The 19398-nt window shown below is 57.9% G+C and carries 19 protein-coding genes; 10 read left to right on the top strand and 9 right to left on the bottom strand.

Going from position 1 to position 19398, the window contains the following annotated elements:
• Positions 1 to 6 precede the first annotated feature (6 nt).
• Genes BM074_RS18525 through BM074_RS18515 form a run of 3 tightly spaced genes read right to left on the bottom strand, consistent with a single transcriptional unit; the run spans position 7 to position 2702 of the window.
• Positions 7 to 1239, bottom strand: coding sequence for an NAD(P)/FAD-dependent oxidoreductase (locus BM074_RS18525; protein WP_027229564.1), 1233 nt, complete (start codon positions 1237 to 1239; stop codon positions 7 to 9).
• Positions 1240 to 1244: 5 nt separating this feature from the next.
• Positions 1245 to 1559, bottom strand: a complete 315-nt coding sequence (locus BM074_RS18520; RefSeq protein ID WP_091923967.1) for a MocE family 2Fe-2S type ferredoxin — start codon at positions 1557 to 1559, stop codon at positions 1245 to 1247.
• Positions 1560 to 1598: 39 nt separating this feature from the next.
• Positions 1599 to 2702 (bottom strand): fatty acid desaturase family protein, encoded by a 1104-nt coding sequence (locus tag BM074_RS18515; RefSeq protein ID WP_091923965.1) that lies wholly within the window; start codon positions 2700 to 2702, stop codon positions 1599 to 1601.
• Between the two features lie 153 nt (positions 2703 to 2855).
• On the opposite strand from BM074_RS18515, the gene BM074_RS18510 reads away from it, so the two are divergent.
• From BM074_RS18510 to BM074_RS22825, 4 genes are all read left to right on the top strand, one after another.
• Positions 2856 to 3887 carry a LacI family DNA-binding transcriptional regulator gene (locus tag BM074_RS18510; protein WP_027229567.1) on the top strand — a complete coding sequence of 344 codons (1032 nt, stop codon included), beginning with the start codon at positions 2856 to 2858 and terminating at the stop codon, positions 3885 to 3887.
• A gap of 150 nt (positions 3888 to 4037) precedes the next feature.
• Positions 4038 to 4853, top strand: a complete 816-nt coding sequence (locus BM074_RS18505; RefSeq protein ID WP_091924050.1) for a TIM barrel protein — start codon at positions 4038 to 4040, stop codon at positions 4851 to 4853.
• A gap of 197 nt (positions 4854 to 5050) precedes the next feature.
• Positions 5051 to 6283, top strand: coding sequence for a hypothetical protein (locus BM074_RS18500; RefSeq protein WP_091923963.1), 1233 nt, complete (start codon positions 5051 to 5053; stop codon positions 6281 to 6283).
• Between the two features lie 334 nt (positions 6284 to 6617).
• Positions 6618 to 7097: a hypothetical protein gene (locus BM074_RS22825; protein ID WP_139217692.1), complete on the top strand. Its 480-nt coding sequence runs from the start codon at positions 6618 to 6620 to the stop codon at positions 7095 to 7097.
• On the opposite strand, the gene BM074_RS18490 is transcribed toward BM074_RS22825, so the two are convergent.
• Positions 7003 to 8631, bottom strand: a complete 1629-nt coding sequence (locus tag BM074_RS18490; RefSeq protein ID WP_091923959.1) for a hypothetical protein — start codon at positions 8629 to 8631, stop codon at positions 7003 to 7005. The genes BM074_RS22825 and BM074_RS18490 overlap by 95 nt on opposite strands.
• Before the next feature lie 502 nt (positions 8632 to 9133).
• On the opposite strand from BM074_RS18490, the gene BM074_RS18485 reads away from it, so the two are divergent.
• The 4 genes from BM074_RS18485 (at position 9134) to iolG (ending at position 13911) form a co-directional block, all read left to right on the top strand.
• Positions 9134 to 10063, top strand: a complete 930-nt coding sequence (locus tag BM074_RS18485; RefSeq protein ID WP_027229569.1) for a sugar ABC transporter substrate-binding protein — start codon at positions 9134 to 9136, stop codon at positions 10061 to 10063.
• A gap of 86 nt (positions 10064 to 10149) precedes the next feature.
• The gene (locus tag BM074_RS18480) at positions 10150 to 11691 is read left to right on the top strand and encodes a sugar ABC transporter ATP-binding protein (RefSeq protein WP_091924049.1); all 1542 of its coding nucleotides are present in this window, start codon (positions 10150 to 10152) and stop codon (positions 11689 to 11691) included.
• A gap of 22 nt (positions 11692 to 11713) precedes the next feature.
• The gene (locus tag BM074_RS18475) at positions 11714 to 12742 is read left to right on the top strand and encodes an ABC transporter permease (RefSeq protein WP_091923957.1); all 1029 of its coding nucleotides are present in this window, start codon (positions 11714 to 11716) and stop codon (positions 12740 to 12742) included.
• Positions 12743 to 12921: 179 nt separating this feature from the next.
• Positions 12922 to 13911, top strand: coding sequence for an inositol 2-dehydrogenase (gene iolG, locus BM074_RS18470; protein ID WP_091923955.1), 990 nt, complete (start codon positions 12922 to 12924; stop codon positions 13909 to 13911).
• A 54-nt stretch (positions 13912 to 13965) separates the two neighbouring features.
• Here the strand turns inward: iolG and BM074_RS18465 are convergent, their stop codons facing one another.
• The 3 genes from BM074_RS18465 to BM074_RS18455 all read right to left on the bottom strand — a co-directional run bounded on the left by BM074_RS18465 (position 13966) and on the right by BM074_RS18455 (position 15723).
• On the bottom strand, positions 13966 to 14286 hold the full coding sequence (locus BM074_RS18465; RefSeq protein WP_091923953.1) for a HigA family addiction module antitoxin: 321 nt from the start codon (positions 14284 to 14286) through the stop codon (positions 13966 to 13968).
• Positions 14258 to 14542, bottom strand: a complete 285-nt coding sequence (locus BM074_RS18460) for a type II toxin-antitoxin system RelE/ParE family toxin (protein WP_091923951.1) — start codon at positions 14540 to 14542, stop codon at positions 14258 to 14260. Before BM074_RS18460 ends, BM074_RS18465 begins: the two co-directional genes overlap by 29 nt.
• Before the next feature lie 71 nt (positions 14543 to 14613).
• Positions 14614 to 15723 (bottom strand): Gfo/Idh/MocA family protein, encoded by a 1110-nt coding sequence (locus tag BM074_RS18455; protein WP_091923949.1) that lies wholly within the window; start codon positions 15721 to 15723, stop codon positions 14614 to 14616.
• A gap of 133 nt (positions 15724 to 15856) precedes the next feature.
• Here BM074_RS18455 and BM074_RS18450 point away from each other — a divergent pair, with 133 nt between their 5' ends.
• Positions 15857 to 16690 carry a MurR/RpiR family transcriptional regulator gene (locus tag BM074_RS18450; protein ID WP_027229576.1) on the top strand — a complete coding sequence of 278 codons (834 nt, stop codon included), beginning with the start codon at positions 15857 to 15859 and terminating at the stop codon, positions 16688 to 16690.
• A gap of 2 nt (positions 16691 to 16692) precedes the next feature.
• Here BM074_RS18450 and BM074_RS18445 read toward each other — a convergent pair whose 3' ends face one another.
• Positions 16693 to 17082, bottom strand: coding sequence for a type II toxin-antitoxin system VapC family toxin (locus BM074_RS18445; RefSeq protein ID WP_091923948.1), 390 nt, complete (start codon positions 17080 to 17082; stop codon positions 16693 to 16695).
• A complete protein-coding gene (locus BM074_RS18440; protein ID WP_091923946.1) occupies positions 17079 to 17291 on the bottom strand; it encodes a type II toxin-antitoxin system VapB family antitoxin in 213 nt (70 codons plus the stop codon). Before BM074_RS18440 ends, BM074_RS18445 begins: the two co-directional genes overlap by 4 nt.
• 173 nt (positions 17292 to 17464) lie before the next feature.
• Between BM074_RS18440 and iolC the strand changes: the two genes are divergently transcribed.
• Entirely contained in the window at positions 17465 to 19393 is a 1929-nt protein-coding gene (iolC, locus tag BM074_RS18435; RefSeq protein WP_091923944.1) for a bifunctional 5-dehydro-2-deoxygluconokinase/5-dehydro-2-deoxyphosphogluconate aldolase, read from the top strand.
• The last annotated feature ends 5 nt before the right edge of the window (positions 19394 to 19398 follow it).

The following is a 19398-nucleotide window of genomic DNA, read 5'->3' as shown; positions in this document are numbered from 1 at the left end:
TCCGCCTTAGGCCGCGAGCAGCGATTTGAGTTTGACATGGCTCGATTGAAGCTGCGCTGGAACCGGTCGCGCGCTGCGTTGGATCAACATCTCGGCGAGGCGAATATCTTTGGCGACAGCATTGCCGGGTCCGATGCCGCTTGCCGCGACAAGCCGGCCATCGGCGGCAAGATGAAAGAGGATGAAGGCATCGTCGCCAAGGTCACGGCGGATCGTCTCCGTCGCTTCGTCGGCAAGTCCCGCGACCTGCAGGCCGAGTTCGTATTGATCGGACCAGAACCACGGTACGGATTCGTGTGGCTCCCGGCCGCCGAGCATGTTGCGCGCGGCGAGGGAACCTTGTTCCTGCGCATTGCGCCAGGCCTCCAGGCGGACGCGTCGTCCGCCATAGATCGCGAGTGGAAAGGCGCAGCAATCCCCGGCAGCAAATATGTCAGGGTCGCTCGTCTGCAGCCAATCATTTACGATGATGCCATTGGCGGTTTCGAGACCGGCCGCTTCAGCCAGATCCGTGACAGGGACAGCGCCAATCCCGATCACCGCAAGATCGGCGGCAATTTCCATGCCGTCAGCAAGGGTGATGTTGACGCTGTCGTCCGTGTCGTTGATCGATGCGATCCCTGTTCCGCAGCGCAGACTGACGCCTTCATGGCGATGGCGGGCGGCGATGACCTCGGCGATCTCTTGCGGCACGCCCCGCATCAGGATACGCGGCTGCGCCTCGATGACCGTCACCGCCGCGCCGCGCTTGCGTGCGCTTGCGGCAAGTTCGAGGCCGATGAACCCACCACCGATGATAGCAATGCGTGCCGCCGGACCGAAGCGCGCACGGATGCGCAGCGCGTCGTCATAGCTGCGCAAGGTGACGCAATGTTTGCTGCCTGCAGCAAGCGGCAGGGCGCGCGGCAGAGCGCCTGTGGCAATCAGCAGCCGCTCGTATGCAATTTTTCGGCCGTTGTGAAGGACGACCGACTTTGCGGCCCGGTCGATAGACGCAGCCGTTGAATTGCCGATGAAGTCGATCCGCTGCTCAGCGAATTGTTCGATACTGGCGATGGTTCTCGGCAAGGGATGATCGTCGGAGACCATCGCCTCTTTCGAAAGTGGCGGGCGTTCATAGGGGAGGTGCGGTTCGGTGCCGATTAACGCGATCGTCCCGCCATAGCCGTTTTCACGCAGGGCAAATGCCGCGCGCACCCCGCATTCGCCAGCGCCGATGATGACCATGCCATGTTCCATGACGGTCACCCGAGCTGAATGAGGACTTTGCCGGACTCGACCTTGACCGGATATGTCCTGAGATTGACGCAGACCGGCGCGCCCTTGGCCTGGCCGGTCTTGTAGTTGAAGCGGCCGTTGTGTTTCGGGCATTCGATAATCTCATCCATGACCAGGCCGTCGGCAAGATGGATATGCTCATGCGTGCACAAGCCGTCGGTGGCGAAGAACTCGTCCTCGGAGCTGCGATAGATCGCGAAGGTGCGCCCGTCGTGATCAAAGCGCATGACGTCCTCCTCGTCGATATCCTCGGAGGTGCAGGCCTCAACCCAATTGCTCATATTCATTCCTCCCGAATGTTGTCCTGGATACAGACCCGACTATTCCGCCGCGGATGCCAAAGCTTCGTTGTGAAACGCCTCGCGGTAGGGCTTTGCCGTTGCCGGCAGTTCACGCTTCAGGAAATAGTCCTCGTTGCGCAATTGGCGAATGAAGGCGGGGATCATCTCGCGGTAGCCGCTGAGAATGGATGGGTTCGGCGCGGGCAGGTCGTGCTTGGTCATGGCGTGGAGCTGCGGCAGCGCATGGTAGGGCACCATCGGGAACATGTGATGCTCGACGTGATAGTTCATGTTCCAGTAGATGAAGCGGCTGACCGGATTCATGTAAACCGTGCGACTGTTCAGCCTGTGGTCGATGACATTGTCGGCAAGGCCGCCATGCTGCAGAAGCCCGGTCATGACATGGTGCCATGCGCCATAAAGGCGAGGCAGGCCGATGACCATCAGGGGCAGGATCGAGCCCATATAGATGGAAAGCGCAATGGTCGCGAGGTAGATCGCCGCCCAGATCCGCGCGACAAGGATGACCTTGGGCTGCTCCTGTTCGGGAATGAAAGTCTTTTCCCCGGCGCTGACAATGCCGGACGCATTGCGGACAAGATCGGTCATCGCGTGCCAGGCATCGAGAATGCCGAAGAAGTTGAGGACGAGGCGCAAGAGGTCGGGCGGGCGCATGACCGCGATCTCCGGATCACGGCCGACAATGACGGTGTCCGTGTGATGGCGCGTGTGGCTCCAGCGCCAGGTGATCGGGTTGCGCATGATCATGAAACAGGCGATTTCATAGACCGCGTCGTTCATCCAGCGCGTCTTGAATGCAGTGCCATGTCCGCATTCGTGCCAGCGGCTGTCAGATGCGGAGCCGTAGAGCACGCCGTAGGCGAGGAAGAAGGGCACGCATAGCCAACTGCCCCAGAAGTAGATGCCGAGACCGGCAAGGATGGTCATGCTCCCGAGCCAGATGATCGTATCGCGAATTGCGGGGCCATCGCTGCGTTTCATCAGTTCCTTCATCTGCTTGCGCGGAATGTCAGTATGATACCACTCGGCAGCGGCGAGACCGGATTCCACGGCGAGGCGGGAATCCCGGCCGATGAGGCTGTAATCCCTTTTTGTCGGTGCCGCCAAGCTGGCTGTTTTCATTGCGTGACCTCCCAGATCGATGCAATGGAATTGCGTGTCGCCGGGATATTATGAGTATGGCTGCCGCGCCTCAATCGAGGATGAGGAAATTCTATCATTTACTCTCATGCCATGGTAGGAAACGATGATAGAATCTATCAGGCGAAGAAGACATTGGCGAACCGACCGACTATTGCTGATCTTGCGCGGGAATCTGGTGTCAGCGTTGCCACAGTCGACAGGGTGCTCAACAACCGGCTGCCGGTGCGTGAAGAGACGGCGCGGCGCGTTTATGAGGCGGCCAACACGATCGGCTATCACGCCGCCGGTCTTATTCGCCAGCGCATGCGTCAGGAACTCCCGGAATACAAGGTTGGATTCCTGCTCAGCAAGCCGGGTCATCAATTCTATCAAAGCTTTGCACGCGAGATCGAAAACGCCGTTGCGCAAGCCGTGCATTTTCGCGGCATTGCCCAGGTTGAATTCTGCGCTTCGCAATCGCCCGAAGATATCGTCGCCAAGCTGAGGCCGCTTGCCGGCCGGTGCCGGGCGGTCGGCCTGGTTGCGCCGGATCATCCGGCCATCACCGCTGCCGTCGAAGAATTGAAGCAGAAGGATATTCCGGTCTTCTCACTGCTGTCCGATTTCGCCGCCGGGGTGCGCGAAGGCTATATCGGCGTCAACAATCGCAAGGTCGGGCGCACTGCGGCGTGGATGATTGCCAAGGCGGCGCGCAAGCCCGGAAAGGTCGTCATCTTCGTTGGAAGCCATCGCTATCACGGTCACGAACTGCGCGAGATCGGCTTTCGGGCATTTTTCCGCGAAGAGGCGCAGGAGTTCACCGTTCTCGATACGATGGTAAACCTCGAAACCCGGCAGATCACCCATGAGGCCATGCTCGACCTGATGCGCCGCCATCCCGACCTTGCGGGCTGCTATGTGGCGGGTGGCGGCATGGAGGGGGCAATCGCCGCGCTGCGGGAAACGGGCATCAAACCGCCGCCGGTGATGATCGTCAATGAGATCACGCCGGAATCGCGCGCCGCGCTTGCCGACAACATCGTTACAATGGCGATTTCCACGCCGCTGCAGCGGCTTTGCCGCGAACTCGTCGACCTCATGGGACATGCGATCGAGCGGGGCGCGGCCAATGCACCGGGCCAGACCTTCCTGCCCTTCGACATCTACCTGCCGGAGAATATCTGACGTCTCGTCACCACCGAATCTATCAGGAATGATAGTTTTTCGCTCATCATGGTGATTGACGACGAGGCGATCACGACAGATGTTCACGCCCAACGGCAACGTCCTTGCGCGACGTTGGGATCTTCGGGAGGAAATCACATGACCGACACAATTTCGCATCCAGTTTTTGCTCTTAATCATATGGTGGCTCCCGGGCTTTCGCCGCGCAAATTCTTTGAACTGGCAAAGTCGCTTGGCCTCAAGGATGTCGAGATCCGCAATGATCTTGGCGGCAACGCCATCATGGACGGCACGGACGCGAGCGAAGTGAAGGCATTGGCTGATGAGGTCGGCGTGAGAATCGCAACGATCAACGCGCTGCAGCGCTTCAACGACTGGACACCGGAGCGCGAGAAAGAGGCAATAGAACTTGCGGACTATGCAAGGGACGTCGGCGCCAAGGCACTGGTGCTCGTTCCCGTCAATGACGGCACCGGGCAAAGGGATGGTGAGCGCCAGGCGAACCTGCGCTCTGCGCTGAAGGGGCTAAAGCCCATTCTCGAACAACGTGGCCTGATCGGCTATGTCGAGCCGCTCGGCTTCGAGGTTTGCTCCCTGCGCTCGAAGCGTGAGGCCGTCGAGGCTATTCAGGCGGTCGGCGGGGAGGAGCGGTTCAAGCTCGTGCATGACACGTTCCACCATCATCTTGCCGGCGAGCCGGAACTTTTCCCGGCGATGACCGGTCTCGTCCATATTTCCGGGGTGACGGATCCGGACGTCACGGTCAGCGCCATGCGCGATCCGCATCGGGTGCTGGTCGACGACAAGGACCGGCTCGGCAATATCGAGCAGATGCGCGCGCTCATCGATCAGGGGTATGACGGCGCCTTCTCCTTCGAGCCTTTTGCCGAGGAAGTTCAGCAACTCGAGAATCCCGCCGAGGCAGTCCGGGACAGCATGGACGGAATCAAGGCCGGGCTGGTTTAGAACGAGTCAGTGGCAGGCGCAGATGCATGAAACGGGTCTACACGCTAAGGTTGACGGAGGCGTATGTCCATGCAACCATCGATATCTTATTGAAAACAATGACTAAATAAACGGCCCAATTCTTTACCCGGTTAAACTTTAGGCGAATTGACGCCGACCTCTCTCCTTGACATGAATCAAGTTTTACAACCCTCAACTTGGCTCTCGTCTTCATCGATCCTCCGGGCGCCGGCTACTCCCAAGCGATCGCGCCGCACACGAATTCCGATTTTTGGGGCGTCGACCAGGATCCACCTGTCATCCGCGATTTCATCCGGCGCTATGTCAACGTCAACAATCGTCAGCTTTCGCCGAAATACGTCTACGGCGAATCCTATGGCGGCATTCGCACGCCGATCGTAGCGAACCTTATGGAAGACGCCGGCAAGAGCCAGTTCGAGCCGGACAAATCCGGCAAGGATTCCGTCGTCCTTTCCGGCGTTATCCTAAATTCGCCGGTTCTTGCCTACGATGTCACATGTTCCGACTATGGCGATGACTGGAAAAAGCCCCTCTCCTGTGCGGGGTTAGTACCAACCTATGCCATGATCGCGGATTGGCACAAGCTATCGAAAGCGCGACCGGCGGGAACGTCAGTCGAAAGCTACTTGTCTACGATCAGAAAGTTCATGGTGGAGCGCTTCGCACCGGCTAACGAGCTTTACTACAAGGGCGTCCCGAACGAGGATACGGAGTATTTCGACTCGCCGGAATGGTCAGCCTTCGTCGATACCCCCGACGGCGATATCCTGACCTCCTACCTGAGTGCTATCACGACTATCAAGGAGGGCAATTGGCGGCACGGACTGAACAACGGCGAAGTGTTCTTCATGGACACCGTACTTCTTAAGAATTTTATCAAGAATTATTACGATGCCCGAATGGTCATTCCTGGCAAGTGGGTCAAGCGCGTCGGCGATGTTCCGGCTCACGAAGAGCCCTATAATATGAGCGACTACGAGGATGTGGCGTTCCAGAATGAAATCAAGACGTATCTGCCGAACTTCACCAATTACAATGTGAGTTCCACTTATATCAAATCCTCCGACGCCGCATATGACGGCTGGAAGTGGGAACGGACTGCAACGGCAAGCAAGCAGGCAACCAGCTTGCCCGACCTGAAAGCGATCGTCGTCAAGGACCCATCGATCAAAACGCTGGTGTTCCATGGCTACTACGACATTGTGACGCCGTTCTATCAGACCGAACTGGACATTGAGGGGGCAGGTCTGAAAGACCGCATGCCGGTAGGGCTCTTTGAAGGCGGTCATATGACCTACTCGTCCGAAGAAGCCCGCAGGCCACTGAAAGAGATGTTGAACGCGTTCTACGACGCCCCGCCATATGCCGGTCCCCGGACTTCTGCGGTCAAGGCACTATCGACGCAATAAATGGATGGCAAGGCGCGGCCTCGGTCGCGCCTGCTGCGTCATTCCTACGTGACACATTTGCATTCAAGTACGGTGTCGGGAAGAGCGAAATGGCTACCCCGTGGCCATTTCGCTCTTAATTACTCCTTCGAGAGATATCGAGTTTCAGGTTTACTTCTACAAGTATAGATTGAAAAGTAGGAATTAATGGCGAATGCTATTATGTATTCAGCTCAAATACTTGAATAAATCGACGGATAAATATCCAATTAAACTTTAGACGAATTGACGCTGATCTTTCTGATTGCAAAGAGTTGAATGTCATAAATTCATTCAGTACAGAGATTTGGCGTCGATGAAATTTCAGTTTTATGCACTTGCCTCGCTTCTCCTGTTAACCGCTTACGACGGCTCCAACTCGTCCTTGTCCCAAAATGGCGCGGGCGTTGCGCTCACCGAAGTACGGCCGACGCTACTCGCCGGCCCTGCCCCAGACGTTGGGGAAGGGGTCTCCCAAGCCGCCAATGCATCTGCGGTCAAAGAGGCGAAAGGCAAAGAAATTGATATGCCTAAGGCTGAGCTCGACGCAGCTTCGGCCAAGAAAGCCGCTGACGACTACCTCAAGAAAGGCAACCTGACAAAGGCAGTCAATACCTTGAAGGGGGCAGGGCTTTCCAAGGAGGCTGGAGAAATGCTCGCCAATGCCGGCCACGAGGACGAGGCTTTCGAGATTCTCGCGCCTAAAGACAAAGTCGTCGACGACAACCGCGTCTACGACGGCAGCGAAACGGGGTCGCTGGCACTCGATAAAGTTGATGAGGTGGTACCGTTGTAAACTCCAATGCCGGCGCGCCGGCAACCGTCGTCAGGACGAAGTCCTGATTGAACTCGGCATAGATAAAGGCATCAGGCTTATCGTCACCATTGTAAGGAACACAGAACGCGCCGGTCTGCGCTCTGCCAACGAGGGCGCGGGGCGAGTCCGGGGCAACCTTGATTTCACCGGACTGCCCTTTGCGTACATTCGTGCGCGTCGGATCGATCAAAAGAAAGGCTTTTCCGTCGGCGGGATAGACGAAACGGCCGAAACCCGTGCGCGCAGTCGCGGTGAGTTCGACATTGACGTTTGAGTCGAGCTTGACCTGGTAGTATCCCGCCGCCGCCGACTCATTGGCGTGGGAAAAGGTAATACCCTTGGAAAGGTCGAAGGAGGCGCCGGTCAGCGGCATCATGGGAAACTCACCGCCATTGCCGGCGCAGCCTGCGCCGTTCATATGGGTAAGGCTGAAACCCTTTATGCCCTTTGTTGTCCCATTATTGCTCCAGTAATAACCGGAAGGCCAGGTCTTCGACTCCCAATTGTAATGATTTTCCGGCGCCCAGAAGACCATGCCGAATGGTACGCCCGCGCCTGGCGAAAGCGATCCGCCTTTGCCCGCGGCGACGGCAACAGCGCCTTCGGCCATCTTGGCGTCGGCGGTGCCGACAAACTGGTTCACGTAGGCGGTCAAATCGTCCGGAACCAGCTTGGCCATCGAACCTTCGATCGCGGCCAGTTGAGCGGCGATTTTGCTTGCGGTCTCGGCGCTGGATTTGGCGGAAACGTCGAAGGCGCTCTGCAGTTTGGCCAGCTGCTCGCCGAGAGCGGCAACGGTCGTGGTGTCCGCCTTGGATTTCATTGCTTCAAGCAACTGCTTGATGCTGTCGCTGGCGGCTGTGAGTTTCGTTCTGTCGTCGCCTGCGGTCTTGACCGCCGTGGCAATATCGTCGCTCAGGCCCTTGAGCTTGCCGCCAAGTTCATCAAGGGCTGTACGGTCGGAGGCCGTGAGCTGCGGGCTCTTTTGCAGCTCTGCCAGTTTGGCCTTTACAGCTTCCAAATCCTTGACATTTGCGGCGGCGGCAATGCCGTCGCCCATCGTTTTGAGCGTGCCGGTCAACCCGTCAAGCGCGATGCGGTCGGCTGGGGTCAGTTGCGGATTTCTCGAAAGTTCGGCCAGTTTGTCCAGGCCGGCTTGCAGGCTGGCTTTGAACGCGTCGTCCGACTGTTTGTTGTCAGTCGCAGACTGCTGCAGGGCGTCGAACTGGCTTTGCAGGCGGTTGATGGCATCCGACATAGCCGTTGTCGCAACACTGTCGGTGATTTTGCTCTCCGCAACCTGTGACTGCAATAGGGCGATTTGTGAGCTGGCCGCCTCGCCCGCTGCTTTCAGGGAAGCGTTATCGTCCTTGAGCGCGGCATTGTCGTGCTTGAGCGTTTCAACATCCGCTGCAAACGTACTGGTTGGTGCTGGCGCTTCGTCCTTGCCGTCGCAACCTGTCAATATCGTGCAACCAAGCAGGGACGCCACCAAGGTGCGTCTAATCATCATCGTCTCCTCCCAAATGAATTCTTGAAAAATGTGTTGATGCGCAAATGGGCGCTGCCTTCAAATATCGACTGGCGTCGAATGTCGCATTCCTCCCAAAATGCCAACCTAAACCGATTAAACAAACGCTGCATATTTCGAGCTGGTGCAAAAGGTGTCAATCGGACCAAAGTCGTACACGATGCATCGATCGTTTCGCCTATCAGCATCGTCAGGAACCACTTCCAGTTGCACAGCCGTGCAAAATTAGACCGGCAATTATTGCCGCTTCAAATTGAATCTTGCTTGACGCTTGAACGATAAAATGGAATAAATATTTCAGAAACTGAGCACAACGGTTTGTATATTCCGTTCTAGGAGGCTCAGGATCAGGTTTGCGCGAAACTTCGCGCACTCTCCTCGCCGCAATCTCGCATCCAGGGGTACGTTGGCTGCGTGTACCAAGGTGTGGGGACAATCCGGATTAAAGCGGGTGTGGCCGGGCACCATTTGTGGAGGAGATGAAATGAAAAAGTTACTGATGACCGTGGCTGTTTCGGCCCTGATGAGCAGTTCGGCCTTCGCCGCCAATATCGGCGTGTCGATGGCTCTGTTCGATGACAACTTCCTCACCGTTCTGCGCAATGGAATGCAGGACTATGCCAAGACGCTCGATGGAGTGACCCTTCAGGTTGAAGACGCGCAGAATGACGTCGCCAAGCAGCAGAGCCAGATCCAGAATTTCATCGCTTCCAAGGTGGATGCGATCATCGTGAACCCGGTCGATACGGACGCGACTGCGGCCATGTCGAAGATCGCCGCCGACGCCGGCATTCCGCTGGTTTACGTCAACCGCGAACCCGTCAACGTCAATGAACTGCCCGAGAAGCAGGCATTCGTGGCGTCGAACGAGGTTGAGTCCGGTACCCTCGAGACCAAGGAAGTCTGCCGTCTGCTGAAGGGCAAGGGCGACGTCGTCGTCATGATGGGCGAACTCTCCAACCAGGCCGCGCGCCAGCGCACCAAGGACATTCACGATGTGATCGCCACGGATGAGTGCAAAGGCCTTAAAATCGTTGAAGAACAGACTGCTAACTGGTCCCGTACGCAGGGCGCCGACCTCATGACGAACTGGCTTTCCGCCGGTCTCAAGTTCGATGCGGTGATCTCCAACAATGATGAAATGGCCATCGGCGCGATCCAGGCCCTGAAGGCTGCCGGCCGCACCATGGATTCCGTCGTGATCGGCGGTGTCGATGCGACGCAGGACGCGCTTGCCGCCATGGCGGCGGGCGATCTCGACGTAACCGTGTTCCAGAACGCCGCGGGCCAGGGGCAGGGCGCTGTCGATGCAGCGCTGAAACTTGCCAAGGGCGAGAAGGTCGAGGCCAAGGTCTACGTTCCGTTCGAACTGGTAACACCGGAGAACCTCTCGAAGTACCAGAAGTCGAACTAAGGCCGTTCAACGCCTTTTGACGATCCGGAACGCATCGTTTTCATGCGTTCCGGTCTATAATGGAGCCTCTCTGGGAGGAGATGATCATGGCAGTCAGTCCCTCGACCATGGCGGCGGTGCGCGCCAGTGGCGCCATACCGCAGGCCGAATATCTCCTGAATGCGGAAAACGTCCGCAAGGAGTTTCCGGGCGTCCTCGCGCTGGACAATGTCCAGTTCCGGTTGAAGCGGGGCACGGTGCACGCGCTCATGGGCGAAAACGGCGCCGGCAAGTCCACCCTGATGAAGATCCTCGCTGGAATATATATTCCAGATCAGGGCGAAGTCTTCCTCAAAGGGGTGCCGATCCGCCTGAAATCGCCGCTCGATGCGCTCGAAAACGGCATCGCCATGATCCATCAGGAACTCAACCTGATGCCGTTCATGACCGTGGCGGAGAACATCTGGATCCGGCGCGAGCCCAAGAACGGGTTCGGCTTCGTCGATCATGGCAAGATGCACGACATGACCGCAGAGCTGTTCCAGCGGCTCAATATCAACCTTGATCCCGACAGCCAGGTGCGCGACCTATCCGTCGCGAACCGGCAGATGGTCGAAATCGCCAAGGCGGTCTCCTACGAATCCGACGTCCTTATCATGGATGAGCCGACTTCGGCGCTGACAGAGCGCGAAGTGGAGCATCTCTTTGCCATCATTCGCGATCTGCGGTCGCAGGGTATCGGCATCGTCTACATCACCCACAAGATGAACGAGCTCTTCGAGATTGCCGACGAGTTTTCGGTGTTCCGCGACGGTCGCTTTATCGGCACACACGCATCGACGGACGTTACCCGCGACGACATCATCAAGATGATGGTCGGGCGCGAAATTACGCAGATGTTTCCGAAGGAAACGGTGCCGATCGGCGATGTGGTGCTTTCGGTAAAGGACCTTTCACTGAAAAACGTCTTCCACGATATCTCGTTCGATGTGCGCGCGGGCGAGATCCTCGGCATTGCCGGACTGGTCGGCTCGGGCCGCTCGAATGTGGCGGAGACGGTCTTCGGGGTGACGCCGGCAACGACAGGCACCATCGCCATCAACGGCAAGGACGTAAAGATCGATACGCCCCACAAGGCGATCGCCCATGGCATGGCGTTCATCACCGAAGACCGCAAGGAAACCGGCTGCCTGCTCATTCTCGATGTGCTTGAGAACATGCAGATCGCCGTCCTTCAGGACCGCTTCGTCAAATATGGCTTCGTTGCGGAAAGGCAGATTTCCAAGGCGTGCAAGACAATGAGCGATACGCTGCGGGTAAAGACGCCGAGCCTTGAAGAGAAGGTCGAAAACCTTTCAGGCGGCAATCAGCAAAAGGTGTTGATCGGCCGCTGGCTCCTGACGAACCCGAAAATTCTCATTCTCGACGAGCCGACCCGCGGCATCGACGTTGGCGCCAAGGCGGAGATCCATCGCCTTGTTTCCCAACTCGCCAAACAGGGCGTCGCCGTCATCATGATTTCGTCGGAAATGCCGGAAGTGCTCGGCATGAGCGACCGCATCATGGTGATGCATGAAGGCCGCGTAACCGGATTTCTCGATCGAGACGAAGCAACCCAGGTCAAGGTGATGGAGCTCGCTTCCAAGTGAGCGCGCCGGGGAGGAACGAACAATGACAAGCGAACCTGTAACCGCCAAGGCAACGACACCCCCTTTAACGCCGCGAAGCCGCAGGCGCCTGCCGCCTGAGGTCAATATCCTCCTCGTCCTTATCGGTATTGCGCTGATTTTCGAGATTCTGGGCTGGATTTTTGCCGGTCAGAGCTTTCTGATGAATGTCCAGCGGCTGCGCATCATCATTCTGCAGGTTTCGGTGATCGGCATTATCGCCGTCGGCGTTACCCAGGTCATCATTACCGGCGGCATCGATCTTTCATCCGGCTCCGTGGTCGGCATGACGGCGATGATCGCCGCAAGTTTTGCCCAATCCTCCACATGGGCACGGCCGGTCTATCCTGCGTTGACAGACCTGCCGTTTTTTATCCCGATCGGCGTTGGCCTTGGTATCGGTCTCCTCGCCGGCATCGTCAATGGCTGGCTGATCTCCTATACCAAGATACCGCCCTTCATCGCGACGCTCGGCATGATGGTATCGGCGCGCGGCGTGGCCAAGTGGTATACAAAAGGCTCGCCGGTTTCAGGGTTGACCGATCAGTTCAATTTCATCGGCACCAGCATCTGGCCGGTCGTCGTTTTCCTGGTCGTTGCGCTCGTCTTTCACATTGCGCTGCGCTATACGCGCTACGGCAAGTTCACCTATGCGATCGGCGCGAATGCCCAGGCTGCGCGCGTTTCCGGTATCAATATTGAGAGCCATCTCATCAAGGTCTATGCCATTGCCGGTCTTCTGGCAGGGCTTGCCGGCATCGTCACCGCCGCACGTGCCCAGACTGCACAGGCCGGCATGGGCGTTACCTACGAACTTGACGCGATTGCCGCTGCGGTTATCGGGGGCACATCGCTGACGGGCGGTATCGGCCGCATCACCGGTACGGTTATTGGCGCCATCATCCTCGGCGTGATGATTTCCGGCTTCACCTTCCTCAGGGTCGATGCCTACTACCAGGAAATTATCAAGGGCGTGATTATCGTTGCAGCGGTTATCGTTGACGTGTACCGCCAGAAGAAGCGCAAGGTATAGGGGTAAAGACTCGCACTGCGATCCTCGGGCTTGACCCGAGGACCGGACTTGCCCCCCAGGATCCAAGCAAATACGCGCTCTGCTTCCTTTGAGTCCTCGGGTCTAGCCCGGGGGATCACGGCAGGGGGCGGATAACAACGCCCGGGTTTGTTCCGGGCTTCTTTAAAGAGGTATTGAAAATGACTGTACGCTTTGGCCTGCTCGGGGCGGGCCGCATCGGCAAGGTTCACGCGAAGGCCGTCACATCAAACCCGCAGGCGAAGCTCGTCGCCGTTGCGGATGCTTTCGAACAGGCTGCCAAGGACCTTGCCACGGCACATGGCTGCGAAATCCGCAGCATCGACGATATTGAAAAGGCTGCGGACATCGACGCGGTGATCATCTGCACGCCGACGGACACGCATGCCGAACTGATTGAGCGCTTTGCGCGCGCCGGCAAGGCGATCTTCTGCGAAAAGCCGATCGACCTCGACGTCGAGCGCGTCAGACAGTGTCTGAACGTTGTTCAGGAAACCGGCGCAACGCTGATGGTGGGCTTCAACCGGCGCTTTGATCCGCACTTTGCGGCAGTGCGCAAGGCGATTGACGATGGCGCGATAGGCGATGTCGAGATGGTCACGATCACCTCGCGTGATCCGGGTGCGCCGCCGGCGGAATATATCACGCGCTCGGGCGGCATTTTCCGCGACATGACGATCCACGATTTCGATATGGCCCGTTTCCTCCTCGGCGAGGAGCCGGTCGCCGTCACCGCGCATGCCGCGGTGCTGGTCGACAAGAAGATCGGCGAACTTGGCGACTATGACAGCGTCAGCGTCATTCTATCGACGGCTTCGGGCAAGCAGTGCGTGATCTCGAATTCGCGCCGCGCCACCTATGGCTATGACCAGCGCATCGAAGTGCATGGCTCGAAGGGCATGGTTTCGGCCGAGAACCAGCGGCCGGTCTCGATCGAAGTGGCGAACGGCAGCGGCTATACCCGCCCGCCGCTGCATGACTTCTTCATGACGCGCTACACCGAAGCTTACGCCAATGAGATCGCTGCATTCATTGACGCCATCGTCAAGGGATCCAAGGCCGCGCCAGGCGGCGACGATGGGCTCAAGGCATTGGCGCTTGCAGATGCAGCTCTGCGCTCGGTAAAGGAAGGTCGAACCATCACTCTATAAGCCATGCTTGGCGAAACCCTCCCCGGCGCGGGGAGGGTGGAATCCCAAGTTCTGTCAAGCTGTTCTAGGCTCGATCGTAACGAGGTCGTTTCCGATTTCACGCCGCCGTTTCAGCAAATCATAATCGGCCTGCAGCCCGAGAAAGAAACCTTCGGATATGCCGAAATATCTGGCAAGCCGAAGATCGGTATCAGCAGTTACTACGCGCTTGCCCAGGACGATTTCATTAATGCGTCGCGGCGGGACATGAACCGCTCGCGCCAGCGCATTTTGGCTAAGGCCCATCGGCATTAAAAACTCGTGCAGCAGAATCTCACCGGGATGCGGGTTCGGCAACAAGTTGTCTTCAGTCGTGATAGTCGATAATTTTGACATCGCGTGGCCCTCCTTCCGCCCACTTGAAACAGACGCGCCATTGATCATTTATGTGGATCGAATGCTGCCCGGCGAGATTACCTTTGAGTGCCTCAAGTCGATTCCCGGGAGGGATCCGAAGGTCATCGATCACGCGCGCCTGGTTAAGCAAGCGCAGCTTTCGCAAGGCGACAGCCTGAATATCAGACGGCAACTCGCGGCTTCTGATGCCAGACCAAATCAACTGCGTTTCGCGGTCTGCAAAGCTCTGGATCATCCCGAAACGGTAATCGAACTCGTACTATAACGCAACACGTTATAGAGGTTGAACGAAGTTGCGCCGGCGGGCTATCGGACGTCCACCCAACGCTGTTCCTGGTAGGAACGGGCCATCGCATGGACCGTCCGCTCGATCTCGAGCCCATCGGCAAATTCGATCAAATGCGCGGGCGCGCCATTGATGCGCTTGATAAGTTCGTGGCACTCGATGATCTTCAGATCGTTGAAACCAAGCCCATGGCCGGGCGCGGGGATAAAGCGGTCATAGGGCTCGTGATGCGGCGCCGTGAGGATCGTACGATAACCCTGTTCAGTCTTCCGATCCGAGGTCACGTAGAGCTGAAACTCATTTGCGCGCTCCTGGTCGAACAGGATCGAGCCTTTTGAGCCGAAAATCTGCAGTGAGATACGCCCCTTGCGGCCCCAGGCCGAGCGGTTGACCTGCAACGTTCCCGCAACGCCGTTTTCCATGTGCATGAGCACGCTGGCGCTGTCGAAGGTCTCCACGGCGCGATCGCTGCCATCCTCCGTCTTACGCGTTGGATAGGGCCTGGACATGTCGCACATCACGCGCGACACGCGGCCGAACAGCGTAAACAGCAGCGACAGGGGATGCACCGCAAAATCGTCGAGCGCACCGTAGCCTGATGATGATGCGTGTTTCCAGTTGAACAGCGCATCGGGGTCGGCCATGAAATCTTCGTCCATCTCGATGCGCAGATGATTGATCTCGCCGATGATCCTTTCGGCCAGGAGCCTGCGAATGTGGCGGATCGCTGGTCCCTGGATGTAGTTATACCCGAGTGCGGCCACTTTGCAGCTTCGCTTCGCTGCCGCAAGCATGGCTTCGGCGTCGGCGAAAAGCGGAGCCATGGGCTTCTCGCACCAGACGTGCTTGCCGGCTTCCAGCGCGGCGATTGCCATTTCAGGATGAAACTGATTTGGCGTCGTGATCGAAACGACATTGACTTCCGGGTCCTCGATCACGGAGCGCCAGTCGCCGGAGCCCTTCTGAAACCCGAATTCGCCAGCGCGGCGCACTGCAAGTTCGGCGTTGGCTTCACCGAGGTGCACAAGCCGCACCGGCCCTACTTCGCCGAAGACGGCGCGAACCGAGTTCCACGCCAGCGCATGGCATTTGCCCATGAAGCCGGTTCCGATCAGCCCAACACCCAGCATCGCTCTCTCCCATCGCTTGCAGTTCCTGATTGAAATAATCTATAAGTGGAGTAAATGGAATAACTGATCCGTCTCGATATAAATATTTTGTCGCGGCGGGCACCAGTTGCGGGAAAGGATAGGGGTGGCGAGCATGGACAACGAGGCGGCCCTGCCGCGGGATTTCGATGCGCTACGCACGATGATCCTCGATCGCCGCGAAGTGCTGCCCAAACGCCTCGCGCAGATCGCGGCTTACGCATTGAGCAATCCCGATGAGATCGCCTTCGGCACCGCCGCAAGTATCGCCCAGACAGCGGGCGTGCAGCCGTCGACGCTCATCCGCTTTGCCCAGCATCTGGGCTTCGACGGCTTTACCAGCCTTCAGGCGGTGTTTCGGGAACGTCTGCGCGAGCGGCAAACATCGTACGAAGAACGGCTATCGGCCCTGCGGGGTGATACGCATGGCCTTTCGAAGAACCGCACGATACTGAATGGCTTTCTTACGGCAGCGACGCATTCGATCGAAACGATTTCCCATAATGTGGAAGAGGATGTTCTCGAACGGGCGGTCGACATTTTATCGGGTGCCGAGACGATCTATCTCCTTGCGCGCCGACGCTCCTATCCGATAACCGCCTACATGGCATATGCATTCGGCAAACTGAAAATTCGCAACCAGCTGATCGAATCGACCGCCGGTATCGACCCTGAGATCATTTCTTTTGCCGGGCCCCGCGATGCCGCCATCGCCATCAGCTTCTCGCCATATGCTTCTGCCACGATCGAACATGCTGCGGCCTTATCGGCCCGAAATGTTCCGGTTGTCGCCATTACCGACAGCGCCTTCTCACCACTTGCCCAGTCTGCGAGCGTATGGTTCGAAGCGGCGGAGGGCGATTTCTCCGGCTTCCGCTCCCTCTCCGGCACCATGGCACTGGCAATGGCTCTGACTGTCAGTGTCGCGGAGAAGCGCCGAAATACCTAGGTTCAAAGAACCTTTAGTCCCAGATGCTCCGCCATCGGAGTAAAATCCCGATCGTGGTGCAGGAGATAGTGGCCCTCATTGATGCAATAAGTCGCAATGATCATATCGATGGTCTTGCGGATAGTGATGCCGCGTTGCCGCAAGTGCCGATAGTTCCGCGCCGCCTCTATGGCGATGCGCGTCGACAACATGTTACGGACCTCAAATCTGCGTAAGCGTGCCTCCAGAGCCGACGCCGCAGCCTCCGTGCGCGTGCCCTGCAACAGTTCGAGCAGGACGATATCCCCGACGATTATTGTGGAGAGATCGGAAATCGAACGGAGCTTTTGTACCGGGGGAACGAGTTCGTTGCGCATGTGCGCAGTAAACACCGAACTGTCCACCACGATCATTCGAAATCATCTCGATTGCGGCCGTCACGCATGGTGTCGAGGTCGCCTTCCCATTCGATGCCAACGATTTCATCGAGCGATCTTTTGAGATCGTACTGCCGCACGAGCCGCCTAAGGGCTTCCTCGACTGTAGCTTTTTTTGTGGAGAGCCCTGTCAGTTTCATCGCCTTCGCGACAAGCTCGTCATCGAGTTCGATATTTGTGCGCATGGTGGCTCCGATGTGTATATAGTCCCCACACTATACACATAGAAGCGCCTCGTTGAAAGCGAAACACAAAAAGAACAGACATTCCATATTGACGATTTGATAGAATTATTATTTCATATGGCAAAATTCCTAGGCTCAGCGAGCGGGACAATCAGCATATCGGGAGGACCATCATGGACGGAGCTGATACGAGCAAGCTGCTTGATGTCATAACGATCGGTCGTTCCTCGGTTGACCTTTACGGCCAGCAGATCGGCTCGCGGCTTGAGGACATTGCCTCGTTTGCCAAGTCCGTCGGCGGCTGTCCCACCAATATCGCTGTCGGTACGGCGCGGCTCGGACTGCGCTCGGCGCTTTTGACACGAGTCGGCGACGAACAGATGGGGCGTTTTATCCGTGAGCAACTGCAGCGCGAAGGCGTTGCGACGCAAGGCGTCATCACCGATCCGGAACGGCTTTCGGCGCTCGTCATCCTCTCGGTGGAAAACGACAAGAGCTTTCCGCTCATCTTCTATCGCGAGAATTGTGCCGACATGGCCATCGATGAAAGCGATGTCGATCCGGAATTCATCTGGTCGGCGCGCGCCGTGGTCGTGACCGGCACGCACTTTTCCAAGCCCAATACCGATGCAGCGCAGCGCAAGGCAATTCGCCTGATCAAGGAAGCCGGCGGCAAGGTCGTCTTTGATATCGACTACCGTCCAAATCTCTGGGGCCTTGCCGGTCATGGGGCTGGCGACAGCCGTTACATCGCCTCAGACAAGGTCTCCAACCATCTGAAAACGGTTCTCGCCGATTGCGACCTCATTGTCGGCACCGAGGAAGAAGTGCTGATCGCCTCGGGCGAAGCCGATCTTTTGAGCGCCCTCAAGGCGATCCGCGCCCTTTCCAGCGGGACCATCGTGCTCAAGCGCGGTCCCATGGGTTGTATCGTCTATGAAGGCGCCATATCCGATGACCTCGAGGACGGAATCGTCGGCAAAGGCTTTCCGATCGAGGTCTTTAACGTGCTCGGCGCCGGCGATGCCTTTATGTCCGGTTTCCTGCGCGGCTGGCTCGGCGGCGAAAGCCTTGCCACCGCCGCGACCTGGGCGAATGCCTGCGGCGCCTTTGCCGTGTCGAGGCTGCTATGCGCCCCGGAAATTCCGACTTATGAGGAACTGCAATATTTCCTCGAACACGGCAGCCGCTACCATGCGCTGCGCAAGGACGAGGCGATAAACCACGTCCATTGGGCGACGACGCGCCGCCGCGATATTCCGGCAATGATGGCTTTTGCGATCGATCACCGCGTCCAGCTCGAGGCGCTGGCAGAGAAGCTCGGCGCGGGGGCTGATAAAATTGAGGCCTTCAAGGAGCTGGCGGTGAAGGCCGCCGCCAAGGTTGCAGATGGGCGCAGCGGCTACGGTATGCTTATAGACGAGAAGTTCGGCCGGGAGGCGATGTTCGAATTCGCCCGCCACAATTTCGATTGGCTCGGGCGTCCGGTCGAACTGCCGGGTTCGCGCCCGCTGCGCTTCGAGTTTTCACAGGACATCGGTTCGCAACTGGCGGAATGGCCGGTCGATCATTGCATCAAGTGCCTGTGTTTCTACCGGCCGGATGATCCGGCGGCGCTGAAGGAAGAGCAGCAGGCGAAGCTGCGGTCACTCTTCGAGGCCGCTCGCAAGGTCGGCCGCGAGCTCTTGATCGAAATCATCGCCGGCAAGCATGGCGAGGTCGATGACAACACTATTCCGCAGGCGCTTGAGGAACTCTATGCGCTCGGCATAAAGCCGGACTGGTGGAAGCTCGAACCGCAGGCATCGGCTGGCGCCTGGAAGAAAATCGAAGCCGTGATCGAAAAGAACGATCCGTGGTGCCGTGGTGTCGTACTCCTCGGACTTGAAGCGCCACATGACGAACTTGAGGCGGCTTTCGTTGCCACCGCTGGTGCCCCGATCGTCAAGGGCTTTGCCGTCGGGCGGACATTGTTCATGGACGCGGCGGAGAATTGGCTCGCCGGACGGATCTCGGACGAGGCTGCGATCGACGACATGGCCGGCCGTTTCGAAAAATTGACCAAGGCCTGGCTTGCCAGCCGCGACCGGCAGGCGGCATAGGACTA

Origin of the sequence: Phyllobacterium sp. CL33Tsu, assembly GCF_900113985.1 — a bacterium.
In the GTDB taxonomy this organism is placed as follows: Bacteria; Pseudomonadota; Alphaproteobacteria; order Rhizobiales; family Rhizobiaceae; genus Phyllobacterium; species Phyllobacterium pellucidum.
Note: the sequence above shows the minus strand (reverse complement) of the source record. Positions and strands in the feature narration are given on the sequence as shown.

Coding starts and splice junctions, on each gene's coding strand:
- BM074_RS18525 (WP_027229564.1), bottom strand. CDS start 1,239: ATGGAACATGGCATGGTCATCATCGGCGCTGGCGAATGCGGGGTGCGC.
- BM074_RS18520 (WP_091923967.1), bottom strand. CDS start 1,559: ATGAGCAATTGGGTTGAGGCCTGCACCTCCGAGGATATCGACGAGGAG.
- BM074_RS18515 (WP_091923965.1), bottom strand. CDS start 2,702: ATGAAAACAGCCAGCTTGGCGGCACCGACAAAAAGGGATTACAGCCTC.
- BM074_RS22825 (WP_139217692.1), top strand. CDS start 6,618: ATGAAATTTCAGTTTTATGCACTTGCCTCGCTTCTCCTGTTAACCGCT.
- BM074_RS18490 (WP_091923959.1), bottom strand. CDS start 8,631: ATGATGATTAGACGCACCTTGGTGGCGTCCCTGCTTGGTTGCACGATA.
- BM074_RS18485 (WP_027229569.1), top strand. CDS start 9,134: ATGAAAAAGTTACTGATGACCGTGGCTGTTTCGGCCCTGATGAGCAGT.
- BM074_RS18480 (WP_091924049.1), top strand. CDS start 10,150: ATGGCAGTCAGTCCCTCGACCATGGCGGCGGTGCGCGCCAGTGGCGCC.
- BM074_RS18475 (WP_091923957.1), top strand. CDS start 11,714: ATGACAAGCGAACCTGTAACCGCCAAGGCAACGACACCCCCTTTAACG.
- iolG (WP_091923955.1), top strand. CDS start 12,922: ATGACTGTACGCTTTGGCCTGCTCGGGGCGGGCCGCATCGGCAAGGTT.
- BM074_RS18465 (WP_091923953.1), bottom strand. CDS start 14,286: ATGTCAAAATTATCGACTATCACGACTGAAGACAACTTGTTGCCGAAC.
- BM074_RS18460 (WP_091923951.1), bottom strand. CDS start 14,542: ATGATCCAGAGCTTTGCAGACCGCGAAACGCAGTTGATTTGGTCTGGC.
- BM074_RS18455 (WP_091923949.1), bottom strand. CDS start 15,723: ATGCTGGGTGTTGGGCTGATCGGAACCGGCTTCATGGGCAAATGCCAT.
- BM074_RS18450 (WP_027229576.1), top strand. CDS start 15,857: ATGGACAACGAGGCGGCCCTGCCGCGGGATTTCGATGCGCTACGCACG.
- BM074_RS18445 (WP_091923948.1), bottom strand. CDS start 17,082: ATGATCGTGGTGGACAGTTCGGTGTTTACTGCGCACATGCGCAACGAA.
- BM074_RS18440 (WP_091923946.1), bottom strand. CDS start 17,291: ATGCGCACAAATATCGAACTCGATGACGAGCTTGTCGCGAAGGCGATG.
- iolC (WP_091923944.1), top strand. CDS start 17,465: ATGGACGGAGCTGATACGAGCAAGCTGCTTGATGTCATAACGATCGGT.